Below are 21,867 nucleotides of genomic sequence, written 5' to 3' on the forward strand. Positions count from 1 at the left end.
CTGAATTCGCTGATTTTGTAAAGACATTTTTCGAAACAGCTATCCCCTCTTACTTTAAATACGCATTCTTCATAGAAGGCGGCGGACTTGCAGTTGTGTGAAGAAGGTAGTCTTCATGGGCATGGGTGAGCCGGCCCACAATCTGGACAACGTCATGGAGGCCATCCAGCTCCTCGGCAACGAGGGCGGCATCGGCCACAAGAACCTGGTGTTCTCCACGGTGGGCGACCCGCGCGTCTTCGAGCGCCTGCCGGAAGGCCCGGTCAAGCCGGCCCTGGCCCTGTCCCTGCACACCAGCCGGGCCGACCTGCGTGCCGAGCTGCTGCCCAAGGCCCCGCGCATCGACCCCCGGGATCTGGTGGAACTCGGCGAGGCCTATGCCCGCGCCACGGGCTATCCGATCCAGTACCAATGGACCTTGCTGGATGGCATCAACGACACGCCGGAGGAGCTCGACGGCATCGTGCGCCTGCTGTCGGGCAAGTACGCGATCATGAACATGATCCCCTACAACACCATCCCCGACCTGCCCTACCGCCGCCCGGCCTGGGAGAAGGCCGCCGACATTGCCCGCCAGCTCCACCGCCGCGGCATCCTCACCAAACTGCGCAACTCAGCCGGGCAGGATGTGGACGGCGGCTGCGGCCAGCTCCGCGCCCGCAGCATCGCCGGCGAGGCACCGATCCGGGTGGTCAAGCGCCCAACCGGCTGAGGCCCGTGGGGTCGGACCAACCCTGACTTCCTCAGTTTCACGCGTCGTCTGACGGTCGATGGGGCCTCTGCAGGGGCGACGTGTAGGGGCGACTTCAGTCGCCCATCGCGCGTTGATTACCGACATACCCTTGATCAAAGTCCCCGGGCGACTGAAGTCGCCCCTACAGTCCCTCCAGCCACCGTCTGAGCCTCCCACGAACCCCCTCGGCTTCACCTGTCGGGTGATCCGGCCATCCGCCCCACCCGGGCGGAATGCCCCCGAGCTCACTCCTCCAGCAGCAGCTTCTTCAGGTTCTCCGGCACGTTGGTGAGCACCAGGGTGTTGCTGACCTTGTCGTACTGCACGGCGCCGGAGCGCAGGCCGCTGCGTTCGAACTCGAGCTTCCAGTCTTCGGCGCTGGCCCTGAAGCGGATCAGCGGCTTGAGGGCGCGCTTGTCCGGAACGAAGCCGCTGGCCAGGTCGAGGGCTTCGTCCTGCAGGGTAGCGCTGAGTTTCTGCGGGGCGTCGGGGAAAATCTGCCCGGCCACCGCCTCCAGGTTGAGGGCGGCGCCGCTGTCGCCCATCTCTTCGAGCACCAGGTGGGCCCGCTCCAGCAGTTCGTCCCGCCCGGCGGCATCGAGTTGCTGGGTCTCGGCGAAGTGGCTGAGGGTCTCCACCAACTTCTTGGTCTCCTTGAGGGCGATGACCACGTCGCTGCAGCCGAGGAAGCGCTTGAACCAGCCGGCCACGTCGCCACGCCCCTTGAGGAAGCTGATGTAGCGCTCGGCACCGGCCTGCCAGGCACTGATGTCGATACGCCCGGCCACCTGCAGGGCCGTGAAGTCCAGGTGGGGGCTGTCCAGGATGCTCAGGCCGTCGCCGATCACCGTGCCCAGGGTTTCCTGCAGCAGGGCAACGTAGAGGCAGTCGGCGCCGAACACGGTGGCACGGGCGATGAGCACGTAGCCGCCCTCGTCCACCTTGTCTTCGTCCACGCAAGTCTGCAGCAGGGCCACCATCTCCCGCGACAGGGTGGTGAAATCCATGCGCTCGTCAATGGCGTGCTCGCGCACCAGGCGCGGCATGGGGAAGCCGCGCTCATCCTTCTCGAACCAGCCATAACCCTTGCCCGGGCGCTCGGCAAAATGCCGGCACAGGCGCTCCATCAGGCGCGCCGCGGGCTCGTCGAGGGGGTTGGCGGCGGGTCGCAGTTCCACCTGGGACGGGCCCTCGGCGGCGCGGATCAGCCGGTGGATGACAAGGCCGGAGATGGCGTGGGTCGACTCGGTCATGGGAGGGTCCGGGAGGGGAGGATGGCGAAGGGGGGCGATTCTCTCACGGGAGGACGCTCACCGTGCCCTGCGCTCAGAAACGCATCGCGCGACGCTTGCCGGGAAGCTGGCGGAGTTGCTCCCGGCGTTGCTGGCCCGGGGTGAGCGGTGTCGCCTTGGCGGCCGGCTGCTGTGCCGCCAGTTCAGGCGGAATGTTGGCCCCCACGCCCCGGGGGCAGAAACCGGTGGTGGCGCAGGTGCAGTTGACGCAGGGCTTCTTGCCGGTGCGAGAGGTCATGGTGTGCGCTCAGGCAAAGAGGATGAGGCCCCAGACCACGAGCACATTGAGCAGCGCGACGAATACGGCGGCGCTGCCGATATCCTTGGCGCGCTTGGCCAGATGGTGGTGGTCGAGGGAGATACGGTCCACGGTGGCCTCGAGGGCCGAATTGACCAGCTCGACGACGATCACCAGCAACACGCTGGCGATCATCAGGGCCTTGCCGAGGACGCCGACGGGCAGGAACAGGGCCAGGGGTACAAGCACCGCCGCCAGCCAGACCTCCTGGCGGAAGGCATCTTCGTTGCGATAGGCGGCGGCCAGTCCGGCCATGGAATAGTGGAAGGCATTCCACACCCGGGTGAGGCCGGTCTTGCCTTTGAAGGGGCTTTCCTGCATGGCGGCGTTGGCGTGATAAAGAAGGGGACGCTAGAGCACGAAGGTGACAGGGGCGCTATCCAGCCCGGCCAGAAAGGCCTGCACCGCCGCGGCAAAGGCGTCGGGCTCCTCGAAGGGGGCCAGATGACCGGCATCCAGTTCGAAGTAGTGGGCGTTGGGGATACGTTCGGCCATGCGTCGCAGCACCGCGGGCTGGGAGACAGCATCGTGGGTGCCGGCCACCACCAGGGTCGGCATGGTCAGAGCGCCGAGGGCCGCCCGCTGGTCAAAGCCGATGACTGCCTGCATGGCGGCCCGGTAGCGTTGCGGCGGAATGGCCGCCATCAGGTCCACCGCGTCGCGCACCACCTGGGGATCACCCCCGGGGCCGACCATGGTGGGGATCAGCTCCACCGCCAGTTCGCGCATCGAGGTGCCTTCGTCCAGCGGGCCGATGCGCCGCGCCAGAAAGGCCTGCTGCTGCGCACCGTCACGGGCCCCAAAGGCCGGTGTGCTGCAGGCCAGCACCAGACCCGAGACCCGGTTGGGGAAGGCCGCAGCCGTCTGCAGCGCCACCATGCCGCCCATGCTATGGCCCACGAGCACGGCCTGATCGAGCCCGGCGGCATCAAGCAGCGCCACCAGCGCAGCGGCGAGGCCATCGAAATCGAAGGGCTCAAGGGGCGCGCTGGCACCGTAGCCGGGCATGTCCCAGGCCAGGCCGCGCCAGCCCGGTGGCGTGATGCGTGGCAGCAGGTCGCTGGCGCCCAGGGCACCACCGCTCACCCCATGGAGAAAGACCACGCCATGGGCCCCACGACCGGTTTCGATCCAGCGCGGGGGCGTCATGGCAGAGTGATCCACACGCGCTCAGGCAAGGCGGCGGTAGGCGCCACCCTGGAAGATGAGGGGCTTGCGCGCCTGGTCGAGTTCAAAGCGGACCACCTCGCCGATGAAGACGACGTGGTCGCCCCCCGGATGGCGGGCAAACTGGCGGCACTGGAACCAGGCGACACAGCCGGGCAGCAGGGGCACGCCGTCCACCCCCTCGACGTACTCCAGCCCGGCAAACTTGTCGTCACTGCGGCTCGCGAAGCGCTGGGAAATGTCCTGCTGGTCTTCGGCAAGCACATTGATCGCGTACACTGCCGCGTTTTCGAAGGCACGCACGCTGGGCAGATGTCCGGACAGACTCCAGACGATCAGGGGCGGCGTCAGGGACACGGAGTTGAAGGAGCTGACGGTGAGGCCGATGGGCTGGCCGCCGGGCGCCCGGGCCGTGATGACCGTGACGCCGGTGGGAAACATGCCCAGCGTGTCGCGAAAGGCGCGGACCGCCGGATCATTCTTGGGAACAGTCATGTCGGAGTCGGTTGGGCCACGCCACCAGGGCGGGCCGAAAGCCTGTAGGGGGCACGCATTATCACCGCGCAGAGCCCCACCGTCGAGGGGTTAAGAGATTGAATACATTTGCAGAAACCCTGATCGCCTGGCAGCGCGGGCATGGCCGCCACGGCCTGCCCTGGCAGGTGCGGGATGCCTACCGGGTGTGGCTGTCGGAGATCATGCTGCAACAGACCCAGGTGGACACGGTGATCCCCTACTACGGGCGCTTCCTCGCGCGCTTTCCCGACCTGCCCAGCCTGGCCGCGGCGCCGGTGGAGGACGTGCTGACCCTGTGGAGCGGCCTTGGCTACTACGCCCGCGCCCGCAACCTGCACAAGTGCGCCCAGGCTGTCATGGACCGCCATGGCGGCGCCTTTCCGGCCGATCCGGCCGTGCTGGCCGAGCTTCCGGGCATCGGCCGCTCCACTGCGGCAGCGATCAGCGCCTTCTCCCATGGCACCCGGGCGGCGATTCTCGACGGTAACGTGAAGCGTGTGCTGACCCGCTGTTTCGGCATCGACGGCTTTCCGGGCAGCAAGAACGTGGAGAACGCCTTGTGGACCCTGGCCGAGAGCCTGCTGCCAGCGCGCGATGTGGACATCTATACCCAGGCCCAGATGGACCTTGGCGCCACCGTGTGCACCCGCGGCCGCCCGGCCTGCGTGTGCTGCCCGGTGGCGGAGCGCTGCGTGGCCCTTCGCGATGGCCGGGTTGGCGAGCTGCCCACGCCCCGCCCGAAAAAGGTGGTCCGCGAACGGGACGGGCGCTTCGCGGTGATTGTGGCCGACGGCGCCGTGCTGCTGGAGCGCCGCCCGCCGACGGGCATCTGGGGCGGCCTGCTGAGCCTGCCGGAGCTGCCCGAGGACGCGGACACCGCCCCCTGGGTGAGCACCCGCTTTGGCCTGACGGTGCGCAAGGTGGAACGCTTGGCCGGCTTTCGCCACGTGTTCACCCATTTCACCCTGAACCTGCAGCCCGAGCTCGTGGACGTTGCCACGCCAGGCGCCTGCAACGAAGCCACCCTCCTGTGGCAGCCCCTCGACCGGCTGGATGACGCAGCCCTGCCCGCCCCGGTGCGCAAGCTGCTGCTGCAACTCACCCAGCGTGATCTGCTCACCGGGGCGGACTGAGCACCGCACCCTCTCACCCCCCGTCCAGCAGCTTGTGCTGGCGCAGGTAGGCCTGGATGATCTCCAGCCGCGAAATCGGATCATCCAGTTCTAGCAGACGCTGACGGGCCAGCACGGGAATCGGCAGGATCTCGGCCAAGCGGTAACCCACCCAGGTGGCGTCGTCGAAACGATGGGGCGTCGGGAAGACCTCCTCACCCGCGTCGGCCACGATGGCCCTGAGCAGGGGCAGAACATCCCCGAGGGCGGCCGGCACGGGCTGCACCGGCGGCTCGGCCAGCAGGGCGATGTGCGCGGTGAGCAGGCGGTCGGGTCGGGTCGTCTGCTCGACGATGCGGAAGCGCTCACCGCCCCGGGTGGTGATGAAGAGCAGGCCGGGCTTGTCCATGTCCCAACCGGTGATGCGGGCAATGGACCCCACCCCGTAGGGCACCGCCGGCGCCCCCACCTCACCCCCCTCGCGGATCAGGCACACCCCGAACGGGGCGTTGGCGCGCATGCAGCGGGCCGCCATGTCCAGGTAGCGCGCCTCGAACAGCTTGAGGGGCAGCACCCCCTCCGGAAACAGAACGGTACCCAGGGGAAAGAGGGGGATCTCGACGGTATCGACGGTGGTGCTCATGCTTCGCGCTCCTGACGGCCTGCACCCGGCGGGTGCAGGGGAATGTGTCACTGATGCGACGAGGGTGCCGGAATGACGTCGGCCGCCGCCTGCGCCTCCCCCCAGCGCGCCATCAGGGCGTGGGGCACGGTGAGTTGATCGAGGATGCGGGCGACGACGAAGTCCACCAGGTCGTCCACGGTTTTAGGGTGATGGTAGAAGCCCGGGTTAGGGGGCAGGATGACCACCCCCATGCGCGCCAGCCGCAGCATGTTCTCCAGGTGAAGGGCCGAAAAGGGCGTCTCCCGGGGTACCAGGATGAGCTTGCGGCCTTCCTTGATGACCACATCCGCGGCCCGCTCGATGAGGTTGCCGGCCAGACCGGCGGCGATGGAAGCAAGGGTGCCCATGGTGCACGGGCACACCACCATGGCATCCGGCGGGTTGGAGCCGGAGGCCGGCGGCGCGAACCATTCCTCCCGGCCGAACACCCGCAGTTGCCCCGGCGCCGCCTTGAAGCGGGCACCGAGCTGGGCCTCCACTTCCTCGGGGCGGGCGGGCAGGGCCAGGTCCATCTCCTGCCGGGCAACGATCTGGGCCACCTGGGAATACAGCAGCCATACCCGGCAGCCCGCGGCCAGCAGGCACTCCACCAGGCGCAGGCCATAGGGCATGCCCGAGGCCCCGGTGAGGGCGACGGCGATGGTCTTGTGGGCGGACAGGGGCGCGGTGGGGGTCAAGGCTGAAGAGTCCTGGTTATCGACGGGCATCCGGAGAAGAGACGCGCCGGCGCGCCCGGGGTTCCCCGAAGCACGCTCAATGGCGGTGGATGGCCCCGATGCCTTCGTGGGCGACACCGTGGGAGGCCGCGGCATGGTGGCCGTGGCGCAGGCGCTCGTGCACCCCATGGTCGTGGGGCAGCCACTGCTTCACCAGCGAACCGACAATCATGCCCACGGCACTGGCCAACAGGCCGGCCAGTTGGGCGGGGATGAAGGGGTCTTCGCCACCTGCGGCATGCACCGCCAGCCACACACCCACACCGCAGAAGATCGAAGCCAGCGCACCCTGGTTGGTGGCGCGGCGCCAGTACAGCCCGCACAAGAGGGGAATGAAGGCGGCCACCAGGGTCACCTGGTAGGCGTTCTCCACCATCTTGAAGATGCTGGCGTCGGACACCATGGCGTAGAGAGTGACCAGCACGGTGAAGCAGAAGGTCACCACGCGCATCCACAACAGCAGCTTCTTGTCGGTGAGATTGGGCAGTGCGGGCCTGAGGATGTTCTCGGTGAAGGTCACCGAGGGGGCCAGCAGGGTGGCCGAGGCACAGCTCTTGATGGCCGACAGCAGGGCGCCGAAGAACAGGATCTGGGCCACCAGCGGCGCCTTGGACAGGACCAGCTCGGGCAGGATCATCTGGGAGTCGGTGTCGATCAGGCGCGACACCATGGCCGGATCGATGAGGGTCGCCGAATAGGCCAGGAACATGGGCACGAAGGCGAACGCGAAATACAGGGCACCGCCAAACAGCGAGCCCCACACCGCGATCTTCTCGGACTTGGCCGACTGGACCCGCTGGAAGACGTCCTGCTGGGGGATGGAGCCGAGCATCATGGTCACCGCGGCGGCGATGAAGGCGATGACCTCCTTCGGGTCGGCCGCCGGAAAGAAGGCGAACTTGCCCTCGTTCATGGCGTGATTCACCACCACCCCGACACCGCCGGCCAGGCTGCTCACCTCCCCGCCGATCCACAGCATGCCGATGACGATGATGATCATCTGCAGGAAGTCGGTGACGGCCACCGCCCACATGCCGCCGAACAGGGTATAGACGAGGATGGTGATGGAGCCGATCCACATGCCCGCCACCTTGCTGATTTCGCCCCCCGACACCACGTTGAAGACCAGCCCCAGGGCGGTGATCTGCGCCCCGACCCAGCCCAGGTAGGAGATCACGATGGCGATGGTGGTGAGCACCTCGACGCCGCGGCCATAGCGTTTTTTGTAGAAGTCGCCGATGGTCAGCAGGTTCATGCGGTAGAGGGGCGCGGCAAAGAACAGCCCCACCAGGATCAGGCACATGGACGAGCCGAAGGGGTCGGCCACGACGCCGCGCAGACCTTCGTTGAGGAAGGTGGCCGGCACCCCGAGCACCGCCTCGGCCCCGAACCAGGTGGCGAACACCGTGGCCGTGACCATGTAGAAAGGGAGATGGCGGCCGGCGACGGCGAAGTCCCGGGTGTTATGGACCCGCGTGGCGGCGATGAGGCCGATGGCGACCGAAATCAGCCAGTAGGCGATGACGAACCAGAACAACATGGGGCAACGGAATCGGGGTTGGGAGTGGACCGATTATAGGGGCGCTCGGGCCGGCGAGGGTGAGCGCAGCGCGAGTGAAGGAATCATCGCGAACCGGCCGGATTCGCGACCGGAAGCACAGCCACACAAGGCCGGCGGAAGCCACGGCAGGGGCGAAATCAGGCCGCGCAGTCGATCAGCTTCACAAGCGCCTGGACACCCTTGGGCTCACGCGTTGACCACAGCACTGGCGATCAGCTCTCGGGCGATGAGGAAATCCTTGAGGGTCCGACTCTGGCGTAGCTGGGCCAGTGCCATCATGGCCCCCTGCAGGCGGCTGAGGGAGTGCTCCACCGGACCGCCCGGAGAAAGCAGTTCCAGTTGGGCCTCACGGCTCACGTAGCGCAGGCCGGCAATGGTCTGGCGCAACTCGTCGACGCTCATGTTCTCGCGCCGGGCCATGATGGCGTGGGCTTCGTCCGGGTTGGCGGCCATGAAGCCCATTGCCCGGTAATAGGCACCGACAAAGGCCAGCACCTCGTCGCCACGGCGGGCAACGAAGGCACCATCGAACACCAGGGTATCCACCACCTCACCCGGCACCTGTCCGCTGTGGAAGACCACCTTTCCACCCTTCTCGAGGAGTCGGTTGGACTCCGGCGGAAAACACACGGCCGCGTCCACCAGACCATCGCCAAAGGCTGCCGGCATGGCGCTCTGGGGCATGGGCACCAGGGCGACGTCACGGACCGTGAGCTGCACACTGTCAAGGGCCAGGGCCAGTAGCTGGATATGCAGGGTACCGGGTTCGATGGCCACCCGACGCCCCCGCATGGCCGCCAGATTCTTCACCGACCCGGCGGCAATCAGGGCATCGGCACCGCTTGAGTAATCAACCACTGCCGCAATCTGCGGCCGCAACCCGGACTGGTCAGCCGCCAGCAGGATCTCCACCAGGGTAGCCCCGCAGCCATCCACCTGACCCCGCTCGAACGCCCGCCGGGAGGCGCCGATGGAGGTGAGGTCCACCAACGCGACGTTCAGGCCAGCGTCGTCGAAATACCCCTTGTCGCGGGCAATATAGAGCGGGTCGTAACCCGGCCAGGGATTGGTGGCGAACCGGATGGGCTCCCGATGGCGCGCTCTGCAACCACCGCCGCTACCGAGCAGAAGCAGGGCTGAGCCGAGTCCGGCAGTCAGGAATCGGCGGCGGGGCTGGGATGCGGACATGACAAGCATGAATCAAATAGATACACCCAAGTATGCACGCGCCGACGCCAAAAGCCCATATTAGATATATGGGCTTTCAAGTTCCGCCGTCTCCGCACCCCCGTTGACGTCGGTCAAGGCCGGTGGAGGCGGCCCCGCCTATAGTCCGCCCGCGCCATCCTCGCTGCCCGCCCATGACTTCCTCCCGTCCCATTGAGCTGGTCTGCCCTGCCGGCAGCCTCCCCGCCCTCAAGTCCGCCATCGACCACGGCGCCGACTGCGTCTATCTCGGTTTCAAGGACGCCACCAACGCCCGCAACTTCAGCGGCCTCAACTTCGACGACAAGGGCATGGCCGAGGGCATCCGCTACGCCCACGACCGGGGCCGCAAGGTGCTGCTGGCCCTCAACACCTATCCCCAGGCCGACAACTGGCAGCGCTGGACCGGGGCCGTCGACCGGGCCGCGGCCTTCGGCATCGACGCCGTGATCCTCGCCGACCCGGGCCTGATGGCCTATGCCTGCAAGACCCACCCAGGCCTGCGCCTGCACCTGTCGGTGCAGGGCTCGGCCACCAGCTACGACGCCATCAACTTCTACCACAAGCACTTCGGCATCTCCCGCGCGGTGCTGCCCCGGGTGCTGTCCCTGGCCCAGGTGGAGCAGGTGATTGCCAGCACCCCGGTGGAGATCGAGGTCTTCGGCTTTGGCGGCCTGTGCGTGATGGTGGAGGGGCGCTGCGCCCTGTCGGCCTACGCCACCGGCGAATCCCCCAACTGCGACGGCGCCTGCTCGCCCGGCAAGCATGTGCGCTGGGAGCAGACCCCCAAGGGCATGGAGACGCGCCTCAACGGCATCCTCATCGACCGCTTCGCCGACGGGGAGCGGGCCGGCTACCCGACCCTGTGCAAGGGCCGGTTTGATGTCAACAACGAGACCTACTACGCGATCGAGGAGCCCACCAGCCTCAACACCCTGGCGCTGCTGCCCGAGCTGGCCCGCATCGGCGTGCGCGCCATCAAGATCGAGGGCCGCCAGCGCAGCCCGGCCTACGTGGCCCAGGTCACCAAGGTGTGGCGCGCAGCCATCGACCGCGTCCTTGCCAGCGGCCAGCCCTTCCGCGTCGAAGCGGCCTGGATGGCCGAACTCAACAAGGTCTCCGAAGGCCAGAGCCACACCCTTGGCGCCTACTACCGCCCCTGGAAATAAGCACGATGAAGATCGCCCTCGGCCCCCTGCTCTACTACTGGCCCCGCCAATCCACCCTGGCCTTCTACGCCGACATGGCCGACGCCCCGGTGGATGTGGTCTACCTGGGCGAGACGGTGTGCTCGCGCCGTCATGAACTGCGCCTGTCCGACTGGCTCGAAGTCGCCGAGATCCTCGCCGCTACCGGCAAGGAGGTCGTGCTCTCCAGCCAGGTGCTGGTGGAATCCGAATCCGACCTGAAGACCCTGCGCCGCATCGTCGCCAACGGCCGCTTCCGCGTCGAAGCCAACGACATGGGGGCGGTGCACCTGCTCCATAGCGGCGACACCCCCGTGCGCGACTGGATCGCAGGCCCCACCCTGAACATCTTCAACCCGACCACCCTCGACCTCTTTGCCGGGCTCGGCGCTACGCGCTGGGTCGCCCCGCCGGAGATGTCCCGGGAGCAGATCCGTGCCCTTCGCGACGGGCTGGGCCACCACATGGAAGTGGAGATCTTTGCCCATGGCCGCCTGCCCCTGGCCTACTCGGCCCGCTGCTTCACGGCCCGCCACTACAACCTGCAGAAGGACACCTGCGAGTTCCGCTGCCTCGAATTCGCCGACGGCATCCCCCTGAAGACCCGCGAAGGTGCCCCCTTCCTCACCCTTAACGGCATCCAGACCCAGTCCGCCCAGGTGCATACGCTGCTCGGCGACCTGCCCGCGGTCTGCGCCGAGGGGGTCGACATCCTGCGCATCAGCCCCCAGGGCGCCAACACACCCGAGATACTGCAGCTCTTCCGCCAGGCCCTCGACGGCCTCATCCCCCCGGCCGACGCCCTCCACGAGGCCCTTCCCCTGCTGCCCGCGGAGCCCTGCAACGGCTTCTGGCACGGCCGGCCGGGTGTCGAACTGCGCCTCCCCAACTGACCCCTGCAGAGCCCCGCACATGAAGATACCCGCCTTCACCCTGCCCGCCCCCCTGGCCCGCCTGGGCACCCGCCTGCCCCAGCTTCCGCCGACCCTGGCCCTGGTGGCGGGTCTCAATCTGGCCCTCGACCGGGTGCTGCCCCGGGATACCCTGGAACCCCTCATCGGCAAGCGCCTGCTGCTGCGGGTCACCGATGCGGGCATGGCCCTGCGCTTCACCCTCACACCCCGGGGCTTCCGGCCCCTCTTCGACAGCAGCGCCCCCGATCTCACCATTTCCGCCACCACCCGCGACTACCTGGCCCTGGCCCTGCGGGAGGAAGACCCGGACACCCTGTTTTTCAGCCGGCGACTCCTGATGGAAGGCGAAACCGATCTGGGTCTGCTGGTCAAGAACACCCTCGACGCGGTGGACTGGGACAGCCTGACCACCCGGCTAGCGACCCTCAAGCTGCCTTTCGCCGGACAACTATTTGCCCGCGGGCACTGATCCCCATTGTCCACCACCGGCAGGGGCAAGCTCGCGGATCCTTGCCCCACCTCATCCTCGGGCTAGAATGGCCGCGACGCGCCACTCCCCCAGCCCATGCCCCTTCAACGTCGCAGTTCCCCTCTTGCCGCCTACTTTGCCGCCGCCATCGGGGTGCTGATCGTTTACGCCTGTCTGCACCCCTTCTCGGGGTGGCGCGATCCGGGGCTACCGGTCTTCGAGTTTCTGTCGGCCCCGTGGCCGCGCTACTACACCTGGGTGGACCTGACGGTGAACGTGATCGGCATCGTGCCTTTCAGCTTCGCCCTGGTCTCGGCCCTGCCCGGGCGCCTGCCCCGCGCTGGCGCCGTGGTGCTGGCGGTGATCCTGACCTTCCTGCTCAGCCTGTCGGTGGAGACCCTGCAGAACTTCCTGCCCAGCCGGGTCCCCTCCAATGTGGATGTGGGCTGCAACACCCTGGGTGGCCTGCTCGGCGCAATGGCGGGCGGGCGCTGGGGCGGAGGCCTGTTCGATCCCCACAGCGGCCTGACCCGCTGGCGCCGCAAGAACATCGTGGCCGGCCACCCCGGTGAGATCGGGCTGACATTGATGGGGCTGTGGTTGCTGACCCTGCTGACCCCGGAAAACCTGCTCTTCGCCAGCGGTGACCTGCGACGCCTGTTCGATCTGCCCACGCCCCTGCAATTCAACCCGGTGCGCTTCGTGAAGGTCGAGGCCGCCATTGCCGCCTCCCAGCTGGTTGCGGTGGGGCTGACCCTGCGCTGCATGATGCGCCAGTTCAGCCCATGGCCGCTGGTACTGCTGGTGGTTCTTGGCCTGGGCGCCAAGACCCTGGCCGCCGCCGCGTTCTTCTCCCCAGGCAACCCCTTCCACTGGGCCACCCCCGGCGGACAGATCGGCCTCGCCGCCGGCACCGCGCTGCTCGGTCTGTGCCTGCTGCTGCCAGCTCGTAGCCACACCATGCTGGCCGGGCTGGCCCTGCTGCTGGGCACCGCTCTGGTCAACCTGGCCCCCGACAACCCCTTCCTGCCCAGCGACGAGACCCTGATCCGGCAGGGCAACTTTCTCAATTTCCATGGTCTCACCCAGCTCAGCGCCAGCCTGTGGCCCTTCATCACCTTCATCTACCTGGGCGCGCTCGGAGCCAGCAGCCAGCGGGACGGTTTCCGCAACCACTGAAAGGCACCAAAGGGAATGGTGATTGACTGATAATCGCGGACACATTCAGAACCAGATTTGGCGCCCCAACTCGGAGACCCCATGAGCTACTTCAAGCACCACGTTTTTTTCTGCTGCAACCAGCGCGCCGAAGGTGAAAGCTGCTGCGCCGCCCAGGGCGCCATCGAGCTGCAGACCTATGCCAAGGACCGCATCGCCGCCCTCGGCCTGAAAGGCAAGGGCAAGGTACGCATCAACAAGGCCGGCTGCCTCGACCGCTGCGACGAGGGCCCGGTGCTGGTGGTCTACCCGGACAACGTCTGGTACACCTTCGTGGACAAGGCCGATGTGGACGAGATCATTGCCGAGCACCTGCAGAAGGGCCGCATTGTCGAACGTCTGAAGATCTGATCATGGCCACGGAGAACGCCCTCATCAATGGCCCGGACGGCCCCATCGACCTGATCATCGACACGCCGGACCACGTGCGCGGCATCGCCCTGGTGTGCCACCCGCACCCGCTCTTCCACGGTGCCAACACCAATAAGGTGGCCCACACCCTGGCCCGGGTGTTCCGCGACCTCGGCTACGCGGCGTTGCGCCCGAACTTCCGTGGCGTCGGCAAGAGCGTCGGCGAGCACGACAACGGCATCGCCGAGACCGAAGACATGCTCTCCGTGATCAGCTGGGCCCAGAGCCGCTGGGGCGGCCTGCCCCTGGCCCTGGGCGGCTTCTCCTTCGGCGCCTACGTGCAGACCCGCGTCGCCGCCCGCCTGGCCGAGGGTGTCACGCCGGCCGGGCGCATCGTGCTGGTGGGCACCGCGGCCGGCCAGGTCACCGGCGCACGCAGCTACACCACCCTGCCGGTGGCAAAGGACAGCCTGATCATCCACGGCGAGAAGGACGAGACGGTCGCCCTCGCCAACGTGCTGGCCTGGGCCGACCCCCAGGAGTTGCCGGTGGTGGTGGTGCCCGGCGCCGACCACTTCTTCCACGGAAAACTGCACATCATCCGCAGCATCATTGACCGCGCCTGGGAGCCCCTGCCATGAAACTCGTTGCATCCCTTACCAGCCCCTACGCCCGCAAGATCCGCGTCGCCCTCGCCGAAAAGGGTCTGCCCTTCACCCTTGAGGTGGACATCCCCTGGCTGCCCGAAACCACCGTCCCCTCCTACAACCCGCTTGGCAAGGTACCGGCCCTGGTCGCCGACGACGGCGAGGTGTGGTACGACTCCCCGGTGATCGCCCTCTACCTCGAAACCCTTGGCGGCGTCCCCCTACTGCCCGCCGAACGCACGGCCAGCCTGCCGGTGCGCCAGACCGAAGCCCTCGCCGACGGCATCGCCGATGCGGCGGTGGCCGCCTTCCTGGAAAGCCGCCGTCCGCCAGAGCAGCAGGATGCAGCCGGCATCGAACGCCAGCTCGCCAAGATCCATCGCGGCCTGGCCACCGTGGAGGAACGTCTGGCACAGCGCAAGGGCTTTGGGGGCAGCAGCCTCAACATTGGCGACATTGCGGTTGGATGCATGCTCGGCTACCTGGATTTCCGCTTTGCCCACCTGCACTGGCGCAGCACCCATCCCACCCTCGCCGCCTGGGCCGCCGACCTGATGGCCCGGCCCTCCTTCGTTGACACCGTGCCCCCGCCGGCCTGATGCCCCTCGAGATCAGCGGCCTCGTCAAACGTTACGGTCGCGGCGCCGACGCCCGCGAAGTCGTACGCGGGCTCGACCTGAAACTGCAGCGGGGTGAGTGCTTTGCCCTGCTCGGCCCCAACGGTGCCGGCAAAACCACCACCCTGCGCTGCGCCCTCGGCCTGACGGAGGCCAGCGCCGGGCATATCCGCCTGTGCGGCCTGCCGGTCCCCGGGCAGGCCCGCGAGGCCCGCGCCCGGGTCGGCGTGGTGCCCCAGATGGACAGTCTCGACCCGGACTTCACCTGCGCCGAGAATCTCATCGTCTTCGCCGGCTACTTCGGCATCCACGAACGCGAGATCCGCCCCCGGGTGCCGGAACTCCTCGCCTTTGCCGGCCTGGAGGGCAAGGAGACGGCCCGCATCCAGTCCCTCTCGGGCGGCATGAAGCGGCGCCTGACCCTCGCCCGGGCATTGGTCAATCGCCCCGAACTGCTGGTCCTTGACGAACCCACCACCGGCCTCGACCCCCAGGCCCGCCACCTGATCTGGGAGCGCCTGCGCCGACTCACCGCCGAAGGCACCACCATCCTGCTGACCACCCACTTCATGGACGAGGCCGAACGGCTGGCCCATCGCCTGGCCATTCTCGACACGGGCCGCATCCTCGCCCAGGGCAGCCCGCGGGAAGTCATCGCCGCCCATATCGAACCCCAGGTGGTCGAAGTGTTCGGTGACTGGACGGAAGCGGACAGCGCTGGCGGCTCCGGCGCCGCCGCGTGGGCCGCCGCCCACGCTGGCGCCCTGAGTCACCGCTGCGAGATCAGTGGAGAAACCGCCTTCTGCTACACCGACGATGCGCCCCCCCTGCTGGCCCATCTGGCCCGTCAGCCCGGCCTGCGCACCCTGCACCGGCCGGCCAACCTGGAAGACGTCTTCCTCAAGCTCACCGGCCGGGAGCTGCGGGATTGACCCCCGGGAGAAACCTTGCGCGTGCACCGGGCAGGGTCTGCCACAATGGACAGCCCGGAACGGGCCGCCTATCCTGAACCCATGCCAAAGGGCTTCTACCCCCTCCCGGACACCCTGGACTGCGCCGAGATCCTCAACCGGCTGCCGGTAGCCATCGCCCTTGTGGACGTCGACAGCGGGCGATTCACCACGGCCAACGAGATCTTTCGCGAGTCCTTTGGCAGCCCCGAAGGCGATTTTTCCACTTGGTGGCAGGGGGTACACCGCGCCCCCGCATCGACAGCCAGCCCTGCCGCACCCCCAGCACCGCCCGACAGCAGTATGCGGGAGAGCATCGAGTCCGACATGTACGGGGCCGACGGCTATCCCCGCCACATGCGCACCGAGGTCCGGCTGCACGGCCGCCATCTCCTCGTATGCCTGGTCGACCTCACCGACAGCGACAATCGCCAGGATCTCCTGCGCCAGGCCCTGGCGGAGATGGAGACCCGCTCCATCACCGACCCCCTGACCGGTCTGCTGACCCGCCGCCGCCTCGAAGAGGCGTCCCTGAGCGAGATGCATCGCTTCCGCCGCTTCGGCCACCCGATCTCCCTGATCATCGCCGACATCGACCACTTCAAGCTCATCAACGACTCCTTCGGCCATCCGGTGGGTGACCAGGTTCTGGTGGAGTTTGCGGTGCGCCTGAGCAGTGAATGTCGTGATCTCGACGTGATCGGGCGCTATGGCGGCGAGGAATTCGTGATCCTCCTGCCCAGCACCCCGCTGGCGGGGGCGTTCACCCTGGCCAACAAGCTGCGCAGCGCCATCACCCAGGCGCCCTTCGACCGGGTCGGCCCACTCAGCGCCAGCTTCGGCGTGGCCGAGTGCGTTGCCGGTGAAGACTGGCACAGCTGGGTCACCCGAGCCGATCAGGCCCTCTATCGGGCCAAGAGCGGCGGACGCAACCGGGTCGTTGCCGCACCCGAAAGCGCCTTCAACGAACGCGACATCAAGCACCGTAACCGTCTCGACCGCCTGACCTGGGAAGACGGCCATTGCGTGGGCGATCCCGTCATCGACGCCCAGCACCATCACCTCTTCGAACTGGCCAACCGCCTGCTCACCCTGGTCCGCGAGGCCGGCCCCCCGGCTGACCTGCATGCCACCATCCGGACCCTGGTGCAGGCCACCAGCCGCCACTTCCGCGACGAGGAGGCCATCCTCACGGCCATCGACTACCCCCGTCGCGATCAGCACGCCAAGGCCCACCGCATCCTTTCGGCAAAGCTCGACGCCCTCTCCAGCCAGAGCGCCCTGGGCACCCTGCCCACCTCAAAGCTGATCGAGTTTCTCGCCTACGACCTGGTGGACCACCACGCCCTTGGCGCCGACCGGGACTTCATTCCATGGCTGCGCCGCCCCCCGAAAGCAGAGGAATCCGGTGCCCAGGAGTGAAGCCCCCCCGATCCCCGTCACCGCCCATTTCGCCCCACCGCGCCTGTCCCTACGCCTCGTGGCCGTATGGCGGCGCAACTTCCTGGTGTGGAAGAAGCTGGCCCTGCCCTCCATCGTCGGCAACCTGGCCGACCCGGTGATCTACATGCTCGGTCTGGGCTATGGCCTCGGCCTGCTGGTGCCGGAGGTCGAAGGCGTCTCGTATATCGCCTTCCTGGCCGGCGGCACCCTGGCCTACTCCACCATGAACGCCGCCACCTTCGAGGTCCTGTACTCGGGTTTCTCGCGCATGCACGTGCAGAAGACCTGGGAAGCCATCATGAATGCCCCCATCGCCCTCGACGACATCGTGGCCGCCGAGCTGGTATGGGCGGCCTCCAAGTCCTGTCTGGCCGGAGTGGCCATCCTGGCGGTGATCGCGGCCTTCGGCTTCACCACCTCGCCCCTGGCCCTGGCCGCCATCCCGGTGGTCTTCCTCACCGGCCTGTGTTTTGCCGCCCTCGGCCTGATCATGACCGCCCTGGCGCCGAGCTACGACTTCTTCATGTACTACTTCACCCTCTTCATCACCCCGATGACCCTGCTGTCGGGCGTGTTCTTTCCCCAGGGCCAGCTTCCCGACAGCGTGCAGGCCATCGCCGCCGCGCTGCCCCTGAGCCACGCCGTCAGCCTCATCCGCCCCCTTCTGCTCGGCCACGTGCCCGCCCAGATCGGCCTGCACCTGGGCGTGCTCGCCCTCATCACAGTGCTGGCCTTCTGGCTGGCCCTGGGCCTTACCCGCCGTCGCCTGCTCAAGTAAGCCATGACAACGCCCGAAGAAGTCCTGCTCGTCCTCACCAATCTTCCCGACGCCGACACCGCCGCCCGCGTCGCCCGCCTGCTGGTGGAGCAGCGCCTGGCCGCCTGCGTGAATATCCTCGCCCCGTGCACCTCGATCTATCGCTGGCAAGACCAGATCGAGCGCGCCAGCGAAGTCCCCATGCTGATCAAGACCACCCTGTTGCGCTACCCGGCCCTGCAGGCGGCCCTGACCGAGGCCCACCCCTACGAACTTCCCGAGATCATCGCGATCCCACTCCACAAGGGTCTGCCCGCCTACCTGGCGTGGATCGGCAACGAGACCCTGGAACACCCGCTCTGACCACCGACTCCTGACCCCTCCGGGCACTGCGCCCGGGCCGTCCCCCTGAACCGCCGGCAATGAACCGACTCTCCGCCTTCCACCTCCCCACCCTCCTTTTCGCGCTGCTGCTGTCCCTGTGCAGCCTGCTGGCCCATGCCCAGGAGCCCCTTCCCGCCGAGCAGGCCTTCCGCGCCTCGGCCCGCGCCCTTGACGAAAAGACCGTGGAAGTGCACTTTCAGGTGGCTGACGGCTACTACCTGTACCGTCATCGCTTCCAGTTCGCCGCTGCGGGCATCGAATTCGGCGAACCGGCCCTACCCCCGGGCAAGCCTAAGAAGGACGACGCCTTTGGCGAAGTGGAGATCTACCGCAAGGATCTGGTGTTCACCCTGCCGGTGAGCGCCGGCCAGCCACCCTTCGACCTGCAGCTCACCAGCCAGGGCTGCGCCGACATCGGCATCTGCTACCCGCCCCAGACCACCACCGTCAGCGTGGCCCTGGCCAGCGGGGGCAGCGGCACGGGGGGCTTCCTGGCCCGAGCCCTGAGCAGCGGCGACAGCCGGGCCCTCAGCGCAGCCCCCGCCGCCGAGCACGACGAATCCGGGCGCATTGCGCGCCTGCTTGACGGCAGCGGTACGACCGTCATCCTGGCCAGCTTCTTCGGCTTCGGGCTGCTCCTCACCTTCACCCCCTGCGTCTTCCCAATGATCCCCATCCTGTCCGGGATCATCGTCGGCCACGGCCATGCCATCTCCAAAGGCCGCGCCTTCGGCCTGTCGTCCCTCTACGTGCTGGGCATGGCCCTCACCTACGCGGCGGCCGGCGTGGCCGCCGGCCTGTCCGGCACCCTGCTGTCGGCGGCCCTGCAGAACCCCTGGGTGCTCGGCGCCTTTGCCCTGGTCTTCGTGGTCCTGGCCCTGTCCATGTTCGGCTTCTACGAGCTGCAGTTACCCACCGCCCTGCAGAGCCGCCTGTCCGACAACGCCAACCACCAGAAGGGCGGCTCCCCCGGCGGCGTCATCGCCATGGGCGCCCTGTCGGCCCTGATCGTCGGCCCCTGCGTGGCCGCGCCCCTGGCCGGCGCCCTGCTCTACATCGCCCAGACCGGCAACGCCGTACTGGGTGGCGCGGCCCTGTTCACCATGGCCCTGGGCATGGGCGCGCCGTTGATCCTCGTCGGCGTGCTGGCCCGCAGCGCCCTGCCCAAGCCCGGCCCGTGGATGGAAGGCGTCAAGCGCGCCTTCGGCGTGATGCTGCTCGGCGTCGCCATCTGGCTGCTCACCCCGGTGCTGCCGAGCATCGTGCCCATGCTGGCCTGGGCCGGCCTGCTGGTGTTCTCGGCCATCTACCTGCACGCCCTCGACCCCCTGCCCACCCACGCCAGCGGCTGGCAGCGTTTCTGGAAGGGCTTCGGCGTGATCGCCCTGCTCGCCGGCGCAGCCCTGTTCATCGGCGCCCTGGCCGGCTCCCGCGACCCGCTGCAGCCCCTGGCCATCCTGCGCGCCCAGGCGGCCAGCGCGCCGGCCGCAGCCGAAACGAAGTTCCAGCGTGTCGCCTCGGTGGAAGAACTCGAGCAGATCCTCAAGACCGCCACCCGCCCGGTGATGCTCGATTTCTATGCCGACTGGTGCATCTCGTGCAAGGAGATGGAGCGCTTCACCTTCGCCGACCCGGCCGTGGCCCGCCGGCTGGAAGGCTTCCATCTGATCCAGGCCGACGTCACCGCCAACTCCGACGCCGACAAGGCCCTGCTCAAGCGCTTCAAGCTCTTCGGCCCGCCGGGCATCATCTTCTTCGACCCCAGCGGCGCCGAACGCAAGAACCTGCGCGTGGTGGGCTTCCAGAATGCGGAGACCTTCAGCAAGGTACTGGAGGCGGCACACAGCCTGTAGCGGCGGGACGACATCAATCCAGAGCAAGCCGCGTCATTTGACCTGAACCGGCCCAGTCACCTGCCGACCTGCCCCTCCCGCTGCGCCACGATGCAACAGCAAGGCCGTAAGGAGCAGGGGCAGGCCAAGCAGCCCCCCTTGGGCGGCCACCCCCTCCAGCGTCGGGGCGAGCCCCAACCACTGGATCTGCGGCACCCCCGCCAGCGGGGTCACCGAGACATGCCCGGCGGCCTGCAGCTCCAGCACGGCCTGCCCGACAAAGATCACGGCAAGTCCGTAAAGCAGCAGGGCCGTCCCCGCAAACAGACGGTGGAAAGGCAGACGAAAGGAGGCCTGGCGAATCAGCATGTACAGCCCCCCCAGCACAGCAACGGCGGCACCCAGCCCCGTGAGGATCGCGCTGTCCTGCCCTCTGTTCGCAATGCGCAGCGCCTCGTAGAACAGAACTGTCTCTGCACCCTCGCGATAGACGGCCAGGCATGCGGTAAGGCCAAGGGCGAACAGCGACCCCCGGGACAGCGCGGAGTCAAGCTGGCCGGCAACCCAGGCCTGCCAGCGGCGGGATTCCCGCTTCGAGATCATCCAGACACTCACGTAAATGAGCACTGCACTGGCCAACAGCATCACGACACCCTCCATCGTGGCCTGGGACGCCCCTGACGCGCGCAACGTGCGGGCCAGGCCCCAGCCCGTAAGGAGGGACAGGGGAAGCGCGGCCCCCACCCCCACATACAGCACCCAGATCCGATCTGCCGCCCCGGCCCGGCGCATGTAGGTGGCAAGGGCGGCAACGATCAGGATGGCCTCGAGTCCTTCTCGCAGCAGGATGAGCATCGACTTGAACAGCACGGACATAAAGCCGGCCTCCGCGCTGCCCTGGGCGTAGAGGGCCTTCGCCTCATCCAGCGTCTTCGAGAGATTCAGCCAGCGCGCCTGCAACTGGTCTGCCGGGATGCCTTGGAGCGCACCGGCGTTGAGCGCCCCGAAACGCAACTCGATCTTGGCCTTGAGCCCGGTATCCCGCATGCCGATGTCGAGCTCCATGCCGGATGTCTCAAAAACATCAAAGTACAGGGCCGACAGCGCAGTTGCCGTCGGCAAGGGGTCGTCCGGACGGTAGTCCGCCACGGTTCGAGCCCCACGGCTCTGAATGTCAGCCAAGACCGCCTGCCCATCAGGGGCTGCCGGGGCGGCGAGGGTGAAGAGAGCCAGGCAGATGCCAGCCAGCCAGTGTTTCAACATGGTGTCTCCATAAACTGGACAAGAAAGTACGAGGTCAGGGCTGGCGTTCGCTGGCCATGATTCGATTGATGAGGAGCCGGGCGGCGGCCAGGACCCGCTGTTCCGTCCCGGCAACCGGGGGGGCGTAACGCCAGTCCGAGTAAGCCTGCGCCAGGGCTGCCACGGCAAGCGCCCAGAGGGGCTGTGCCTGGGCCACCCGATGCGCCAGTTCGGTGGGGCATTCGCCGACGAGCGGCATCAGGCCGCGCTTGCCCAGGAGCAGACAGGCGCGGCGCCATGCCCGCTCAGGCGCGGGCACACGCCAGCGCTCCCGGGCCATGGCCAGCGCGGCGCTACCCAGCATCACCAGCCCGGCAGCAAGCGCTCCCCCGAGGCTCAGCCACAACCACGCATGTCCACCCGCACTACCGGGAAGCAACGCGAGTTGGTCCTGTGCATCAAGCTTAACCACCCATCGCGCCAGCATCCCGGAGATGTCGGGCCAGGCAGTCTCGGCGCGGGGCTCCTGGGCCGCGCGACCGGGCGACGGTGCCGCCGGGCGGCCCGCTC

The 21,867-nt window shown here is 67.8% G+C and carries 24 protein-coding genes and 1 pseudogene; 14 read left to right on the forward strand and 11 right to left on the reverse strand.

Annotation, left to right across the window (positions count from 1 at the left end; translation table 11 throughout):
* Positions 1-97: 97 nt before the first annotated feature.
* Positions 98-712 (forward strand): annotated as a pseudogene (locus J0L98_RS16540) (rRNA methyltransferase); the annotation flags it as partial.
* Positions 713-978: 266 nt separating this feature from the next.
* Here the strand turns inward: J0L98_RS16540 and J0L98_RS16545 are convergent.
* From J0L98_RS16545 to J0L98_RS16565, 5 genes are all read right to left on the reverse strand, one after another.
* Positions 979-1,986: a nucleoid-associated protein gene (locus J0L98_RS16545; protein WP_296412923.1), complete on the reverse strand. Its 1,008-nt coding sequence runs from the start codon at positions 1,984-1,986 to the stop codon at positions 979-981.
* Between the two features lie 73 nt (positions 1,987-2,059).
* A complete protein-coding gene (locus J0L98_RS16550) occupies positions 2,060-2,263 on the reverse strand; it encodes a hypothetical protein (RefSeq protein WP_296412924.1) in 204 nt (67 codons plus the stop codon).
* A 9-nt stretch (positions 2,264-2,272) separates the two neighbouring features.
* The gene (locus tag J0L98_RS16555) at positions 2,273-2,644 is read right to left on the reverse strand and encodes a diacylglycerol kinase (protein WP_296406933.1); all 372 of its coding nucleotides are present in this window, start codon (positions 2,642-2,644) and stop codon (positions 2,273-2,275) included.
* A gap of 30 nt (positions 2,645-2,674) precedes the next feature.
* The gene (locus J0L98_RS16560) at positions 2,675-3,472 is read right to left on the reverse strand and encodes an alpha/beta hydrolase (RefSeq protein ID WP_296412925.1); all 798 of its coding nucleotides are present in this window, start codon (positions 3,470-3,472) and stop codon (positions 2,675-2,677) included.
* A 21-nt stretch (positions 3,473-3,493) separates the two neighbouring features.
* Entirely contained in the window at positions 3,494-3,985 is a 492-nt protein-coding gene (locus tag J0L98_RS16565; RefSeq protein WP_296412926.1) for a flavin reductase family protein, read from the reverse strand.
* 98 nt (positions 3,986-4,083) lie between these two features.
* Here J0L98_RS16565 and mutY point away from each other — a divergent pair, with 98 nt between their 5' ends.
* Positions 4,084-5,139: an A/G-specific adenine glycosylase gene (mutY, locus tag J0L98_RS16570; RefSeq protein ID WP_296412927.1), complete on the forward strand. Its 1,056-nt coding sequence runs from the start codon at positions 4,084-4,086 to the stop codon at positions 5,137-5,139.
* A 13-nt stretch (positions 5,140-5,152) separates the two neighbouring features.
* Here mutY and J0L98_RS16575 read toward each other — a convergent pair whose 3' ends face one another.
* The 4 genes from J0L98_RS16575 to J0L98_RS16590 form a co-directional block, all read right to left on the reverse strand.
* Positions 5,153-5,761: an LON peptidase substrate-binding domain-containing protein gene (locus J0L98_RS16575; RefSeq protein WP_296412928.1), complete on the reverse strand. Its 609-nt coding sequence runs from the start codon at positions 5,759-5,761 to the stop codon at positions 5,153-5,155.
* 47 nt (positions 5,762-5,808) lie between these two features.
* Positions 5,809-6,462 carry a flavin prenyltransferase UbiX gene (locus tag J0L98_RS16580; protein ID WP_296412946.1) on the reverse strand — a complete coding sequence of 218 codons (654 nt, stop codon included), beginning with the start codon at positions 6,460-6,462 and terminating at the stop codon, positions 5,809-5,811.
* Between the two features lie 94 nt (positions 6,463-6,556).
* Entirely contained in the window at positions 6,557-8,059 is a 1,503-nt protein-coding gene (locus J0L98_RS16585; protein ID WP_296412929.1) for a sodium:solute symporter family protein, read from the reverse strand.
* A 207-nt stretch (positions 8,060-8,266) separates the two neighbouring features.
* Positions 8,267-9,268, reverse strand: a complete 1,002-nt coding sequence (locus J0L98_RS16590) for an ABC transporter substrate-binding protein (protein WP_296412930.1) — start codon at positions 9,266-9,268, stop codon at positions 8,267-8,269.
* Positions 9,269-9,441: 173 nt separating this feature from the next.
* On the opposite strand from J0L98_RS16590, the gene J0L98_RS16595 reads away from it, so the two are divergent.
* The 12 genes from J0L98_RS16595 to J0L98_RS16650 all read left to right on the forward strand — a co-directional run bounded on the left by J0L98_RS16595 (position 9,442) and on the right by J0L98_RS16650 (position 20,076).
* The gene (locus tag J0L98_RS16595; RefSeq protein ID WP_296412931.1) at positions 9,442-10,455 is read left to right on the forward strand and encodes a peptidase U32 family protein; all 1,014 of its coding nucleotides are present in this window, start codon (positions 9,442-9,444) and stop codon (positions 10,453-10,455) included.
* A 5-nt stretch (positions 10,456-10,460) separates the two neighbouring features.
* Positions 10,461-11,366, forward strand: coding sequence for a U32 family peptidase (locus J0L98_RS16600; protein WP_296412932.1), 906 nt, complete (start codon positions 10,461-10,463; stop codon positions 11,364-11,366).
* A 19-nt stretch (positions 11,367-11,385) separates the two neighbouring features.
* Entirely contained in the window at positions 11,386-11,856 is a 471-nt protein-coding gene (locus J0L98_RS16605; protein WP_296412933.1) for an SCP2 sterol-binding domain-containing protein, read from the forward strand.
* 96 nt (positions 11,857-11,952) lie between these two features.
* Positions 11,953-13,035 (forward strand): VanZ family protein, encoded by a 1,083-nt coding sequence (locus tag J0L98_RS16610; RefSeq protein WP_296412934.1) that lies wholly within the window; start codon positions 11,953-11,955, stop codon positions 13,033-13,035.
* 81 nt (positions 13,036-13,116) lie between these two features.
* Positions 13,117-13,425: an NAD(P)H-dependent oxidoreductase subunit E gene (locus J0L98_RS16615; protein ID WP_296412935.1), complete on the forward strand. Its 309-nt coding sequence runs from the start codon at positions 13,117-13,119 to the stop codon at positions 13,423-13,425.
* A gap of 2 nt (positions 13,426-13,427) precedes the next feature.
* Entirely contained in the window at positions 13,428-14,066 is a 639-nt protein-coding gene (locus J0L98_RS16620; RefSeq protein ID WP_296412936.1) for a CocE/NonD family hydrolase, read from the forward strand.
* Positions 14,063-14,671 (forward strand): glutathione S-transferase, encoded by a 609-nt coding sequence (locus tag J0L98_RS16625; RefSeq protein WP_296412937.1) that lies wholly within the window; start codon positions 14,063-14,065, stop codon positions 14,669-14,671. Before J0L98_RS16620 ends, J0L98_RS16625 begins: the two co-directional genes overlap by 4 nt.
* The gene (locus tag J0L98_RS16630; RefSeq protein WP_296412938.1) at positions 14,671-15,621 is read left to right on the forward strand and encodes an ATP-binding cassette domain-containing protein; all 951 of its coding nucleotides are present in this window, start codon (positions 14,671-14,673) and stop codon (positions 15,619-15,621) included. Before J0L98_RS16625 ends, J0L98_RS16630 begins: the two co-directional genes overlap by 1 nt.
* A 45-nt stretch (positions 15,622-15,666) precedes the next feature.
* A complete protein-coding gene (locus J0L98_RS16635) occupies positions 15,667-17,061 on the forward strand; it encodes a diguanylate cyclase (protein ID WP_296412940.1) in 1,395 nt (464 codons plus the stop codon).
* A complete protein-coding gene (locus J0L98_RS16640; protein WP_296412941.1) occupies positions 17,048-17,860 on the forward strand; it encodes an ABC transporter permease in 813 nt (270 codons plus the stop codon). The genes J0L98_RS16635 and J0L98_RS16640 overlap by 14 nt, the downstream gene beginning before the upstream one ends.
* 3 nt (positions 17,861-17,863) lie before the next feature.
* Positions 17,864-18,202, forward strand: a complete 339-nt coding sequence (cutA, locus tag J0L98_RS16645; protein WP_296412942.1) for a divalent-cation tolerance protein CutA — start codon at positions 17,864-17,866, stop codon at positions 18,200-18,202.
* A 59-nt stretch (positions 18,203-18,261) separates the two neighbouring features.
* Positions 18,262-20,076: a protein-disulfide reductase DsbD gene (locus tag J0L98_RS16650; protein WP_296412943.1), complete on the forward strand. Its 1,815-nt coding sequence runs from the start codon at positions 18,262-18,264 to the stop codon at positions 20,074-20,076.
* 33 nt (positions 20,077-20,109) lie between these two features.
* Here J0L98_RS16650 and J0L98_RS16655 read toward each other — a convergent pair whose 3' ends face one another.
* Together J0L98_RS16655 and J0L98_RS16660 are read right to left on the reverse strand one after the other, a co-directional pair.
* Positions 20,110-21,318 carry an FTR1 family protein gene (locus tag J0L98_RS16655; RefSeq protein ID WP_296412944.1) on the reverse strand — a complete coding sequence of 403 codons (1,209 nt, stop codon included), beginning with the start codon at positions 21,316-21,318 and terminating at the stop codon, positions 20,110-20,112.
* A 34-nt stretch (positions 21,319-21,352) separates the two neighbouring features.
* Entirely contained in the window at positions 21,353-21,703 is a 351-nt protein-coding gene (locus J0L98_RS16660) for a DUF4129 domain-containing protein (RefSeq protein ID WP_296412945.1), read from the reverse strand.
* Positions 21,704-21,867 lie beyond the last annotated feature (164 nt).

This window comes from Zoogloea sp., from assembly GCF_017302315.1.
GTDB lineage: Bacteria > Pseudomonadota > Gammaproteobacteria > Burkholderiales > Rhodocyclaceae > Zoogloea.

What these genes read in the sequence shown, in the direction of transcription:
- J0L98_RS16545 (WP_296412923.1), bottom strand. Translation starts at nt 1,986, where the DNA reads ATGACCGAGTCGACCCACGCCATCTCCGGCCTTGTCATCCACCGGCTG.
- J0L98_RS16550 (WP_296412924.1), bottom strand. Translation starts at nt 2,263, where the DNA reads ATGACCTCTCGCACCGGCAAGAAGCCCTGCGTCAACTGCACCTGCGCC.
- J0L98_RS16555 (WP_296406933.1), bottom strand. Translation starts at nt 2,644, where the DNA reads ATGCAGGAAAGCCCCTTCAAAGGCAAGACCGGCCTCACCCGGGTGTGG.
- J0L98_RS16560 (WP_296412925.1), bottom strand. Translation starts at nt 3,472, where the DNA reads ATGACGCCCCCGCGCTGGATCGAAACCGGTCGTGGGGCCCATGGCGTG.
- J0L98_RS16565 (WP_296412926.1), bottom strand. Translation starts at nt 3,985, where the DNA reads ATGACTGTTCCCAAGAATGATCCGGCGGTCCGCGCCTTTCGCGACACG.
- J0L98_RS16575 (WP_296412928.1), bottom strand. Translation starts at nt 5,761, where the DNA reads ATGAGCACCACCGTCGATACCGTCGAGATCCCCCTCTTTCCCCTGGGT.
- J0L98_RS16585 (WP_296412929.1), bottom strand. Translation starts at nt 8,059, where the DNA reads ATGTTGTTCTGGTTCGTCATCGCCTACTGGCTGATTTCGGTCGCCATC.
- J0L98_RS16590 (WP_296412930.1), bottom strand. Translation starts at nt 9,268, where the DNA reads ATGTCCGCATCCCAGCCCCGCCGCCGATTCCTGACTGCCGGACTCGGC.
- J0L98_RS16595 (WP_296412931.1), top strand. Translation starts at nt 9,442, where the DNA reads ATGACTTCCTCCCGTCCCATTGAGCTGGTCTGCCCTGCCGGCAGCCTC.
- J0L98_RS16600 (WP_296412932.1), top strand. Translation starts at nt 10,461, where the DNA reads ATGAAGATCGCCCTCGGCCCCCTGCTCTACTACTGGCCCCGCCAATCC.
- J0L98_RS16605 (WP_296412933.1), top strand. Translation starts at nt 11,386, where the DNA reads ATGAAGATACCCGCCTTCACCCTGCCCGCCCCCCTGGCCCGCCTGGGC.
- J0L98_RS16610 (WP_296412934.1), top strand. Translation starts at nt 11,953, where the DNA reads ATGCCCCTTCAACGTCGCAGTTCCCCTCTTGCCGCCTACTTTGCCGCC.
- J0L98_RS16615 (WP_296412935.1), top strand. Translation starts at nt 13,117, where the DNA reads ATGAGCTACTTCAAGCACCACGTTTTTTTCTGCTGCAACCAGCGCGCC.
- J0L98_RS16620 (WP_296412936.1), top strand. Translation starts at nt 13,428, where the DNA reads ATGGCCACGGAGAACGCCCTCATCAATGGCCCGGACGGCCCCATCGAC.
- J0L98_RS16625 (WP_296412937.1), top strand. Translation starts at nt 14,063, where the DNA reads ATGAAACTCGTTGCATCCCTTACCAGCCCCTACGCCCGCAAGATCCGC.
- J0L98_RS16630 (WP_296412938.1), top strand. Translation starts at nt 14,671, where the DNA reads ATGCCCCTCGAGATCAGCGGCCTCGTCAAACGTTACGGTCGCGGCGCC.
- J0L98_RS16635 (WP_296412940.1), top strand. Translation starts at nt 15,667, where the DNA reads ATGGACAGCCCGGAACGGGCCGCCTATCCTGAACCCATGCCAAAGGGC.
- cutA (WP_296412942.1), top strand. Translation starts at nt 17,864, where the DNA reads ATGACAACGCCCGAAGAAGTCCTGCTCGTCCTCACCAATCTTCCCGAC.
- J0L98_RS16650 (WP_296412943.1), top strand. Translation starts at nt 18,262, where the DNA reads ATGAACCGACTCTCCGCCTTCCACCTCCCCACCCTCCTTTTCGCGCTG.
- J0L98_RS16655 (WP_296412944.1), bottom strand. Translation starts at nt 21,318, where the DNA reads ATGTTGAAACACTGGCTGGCTGGCATCTGCCTGGCTCTCTTCACCCTC.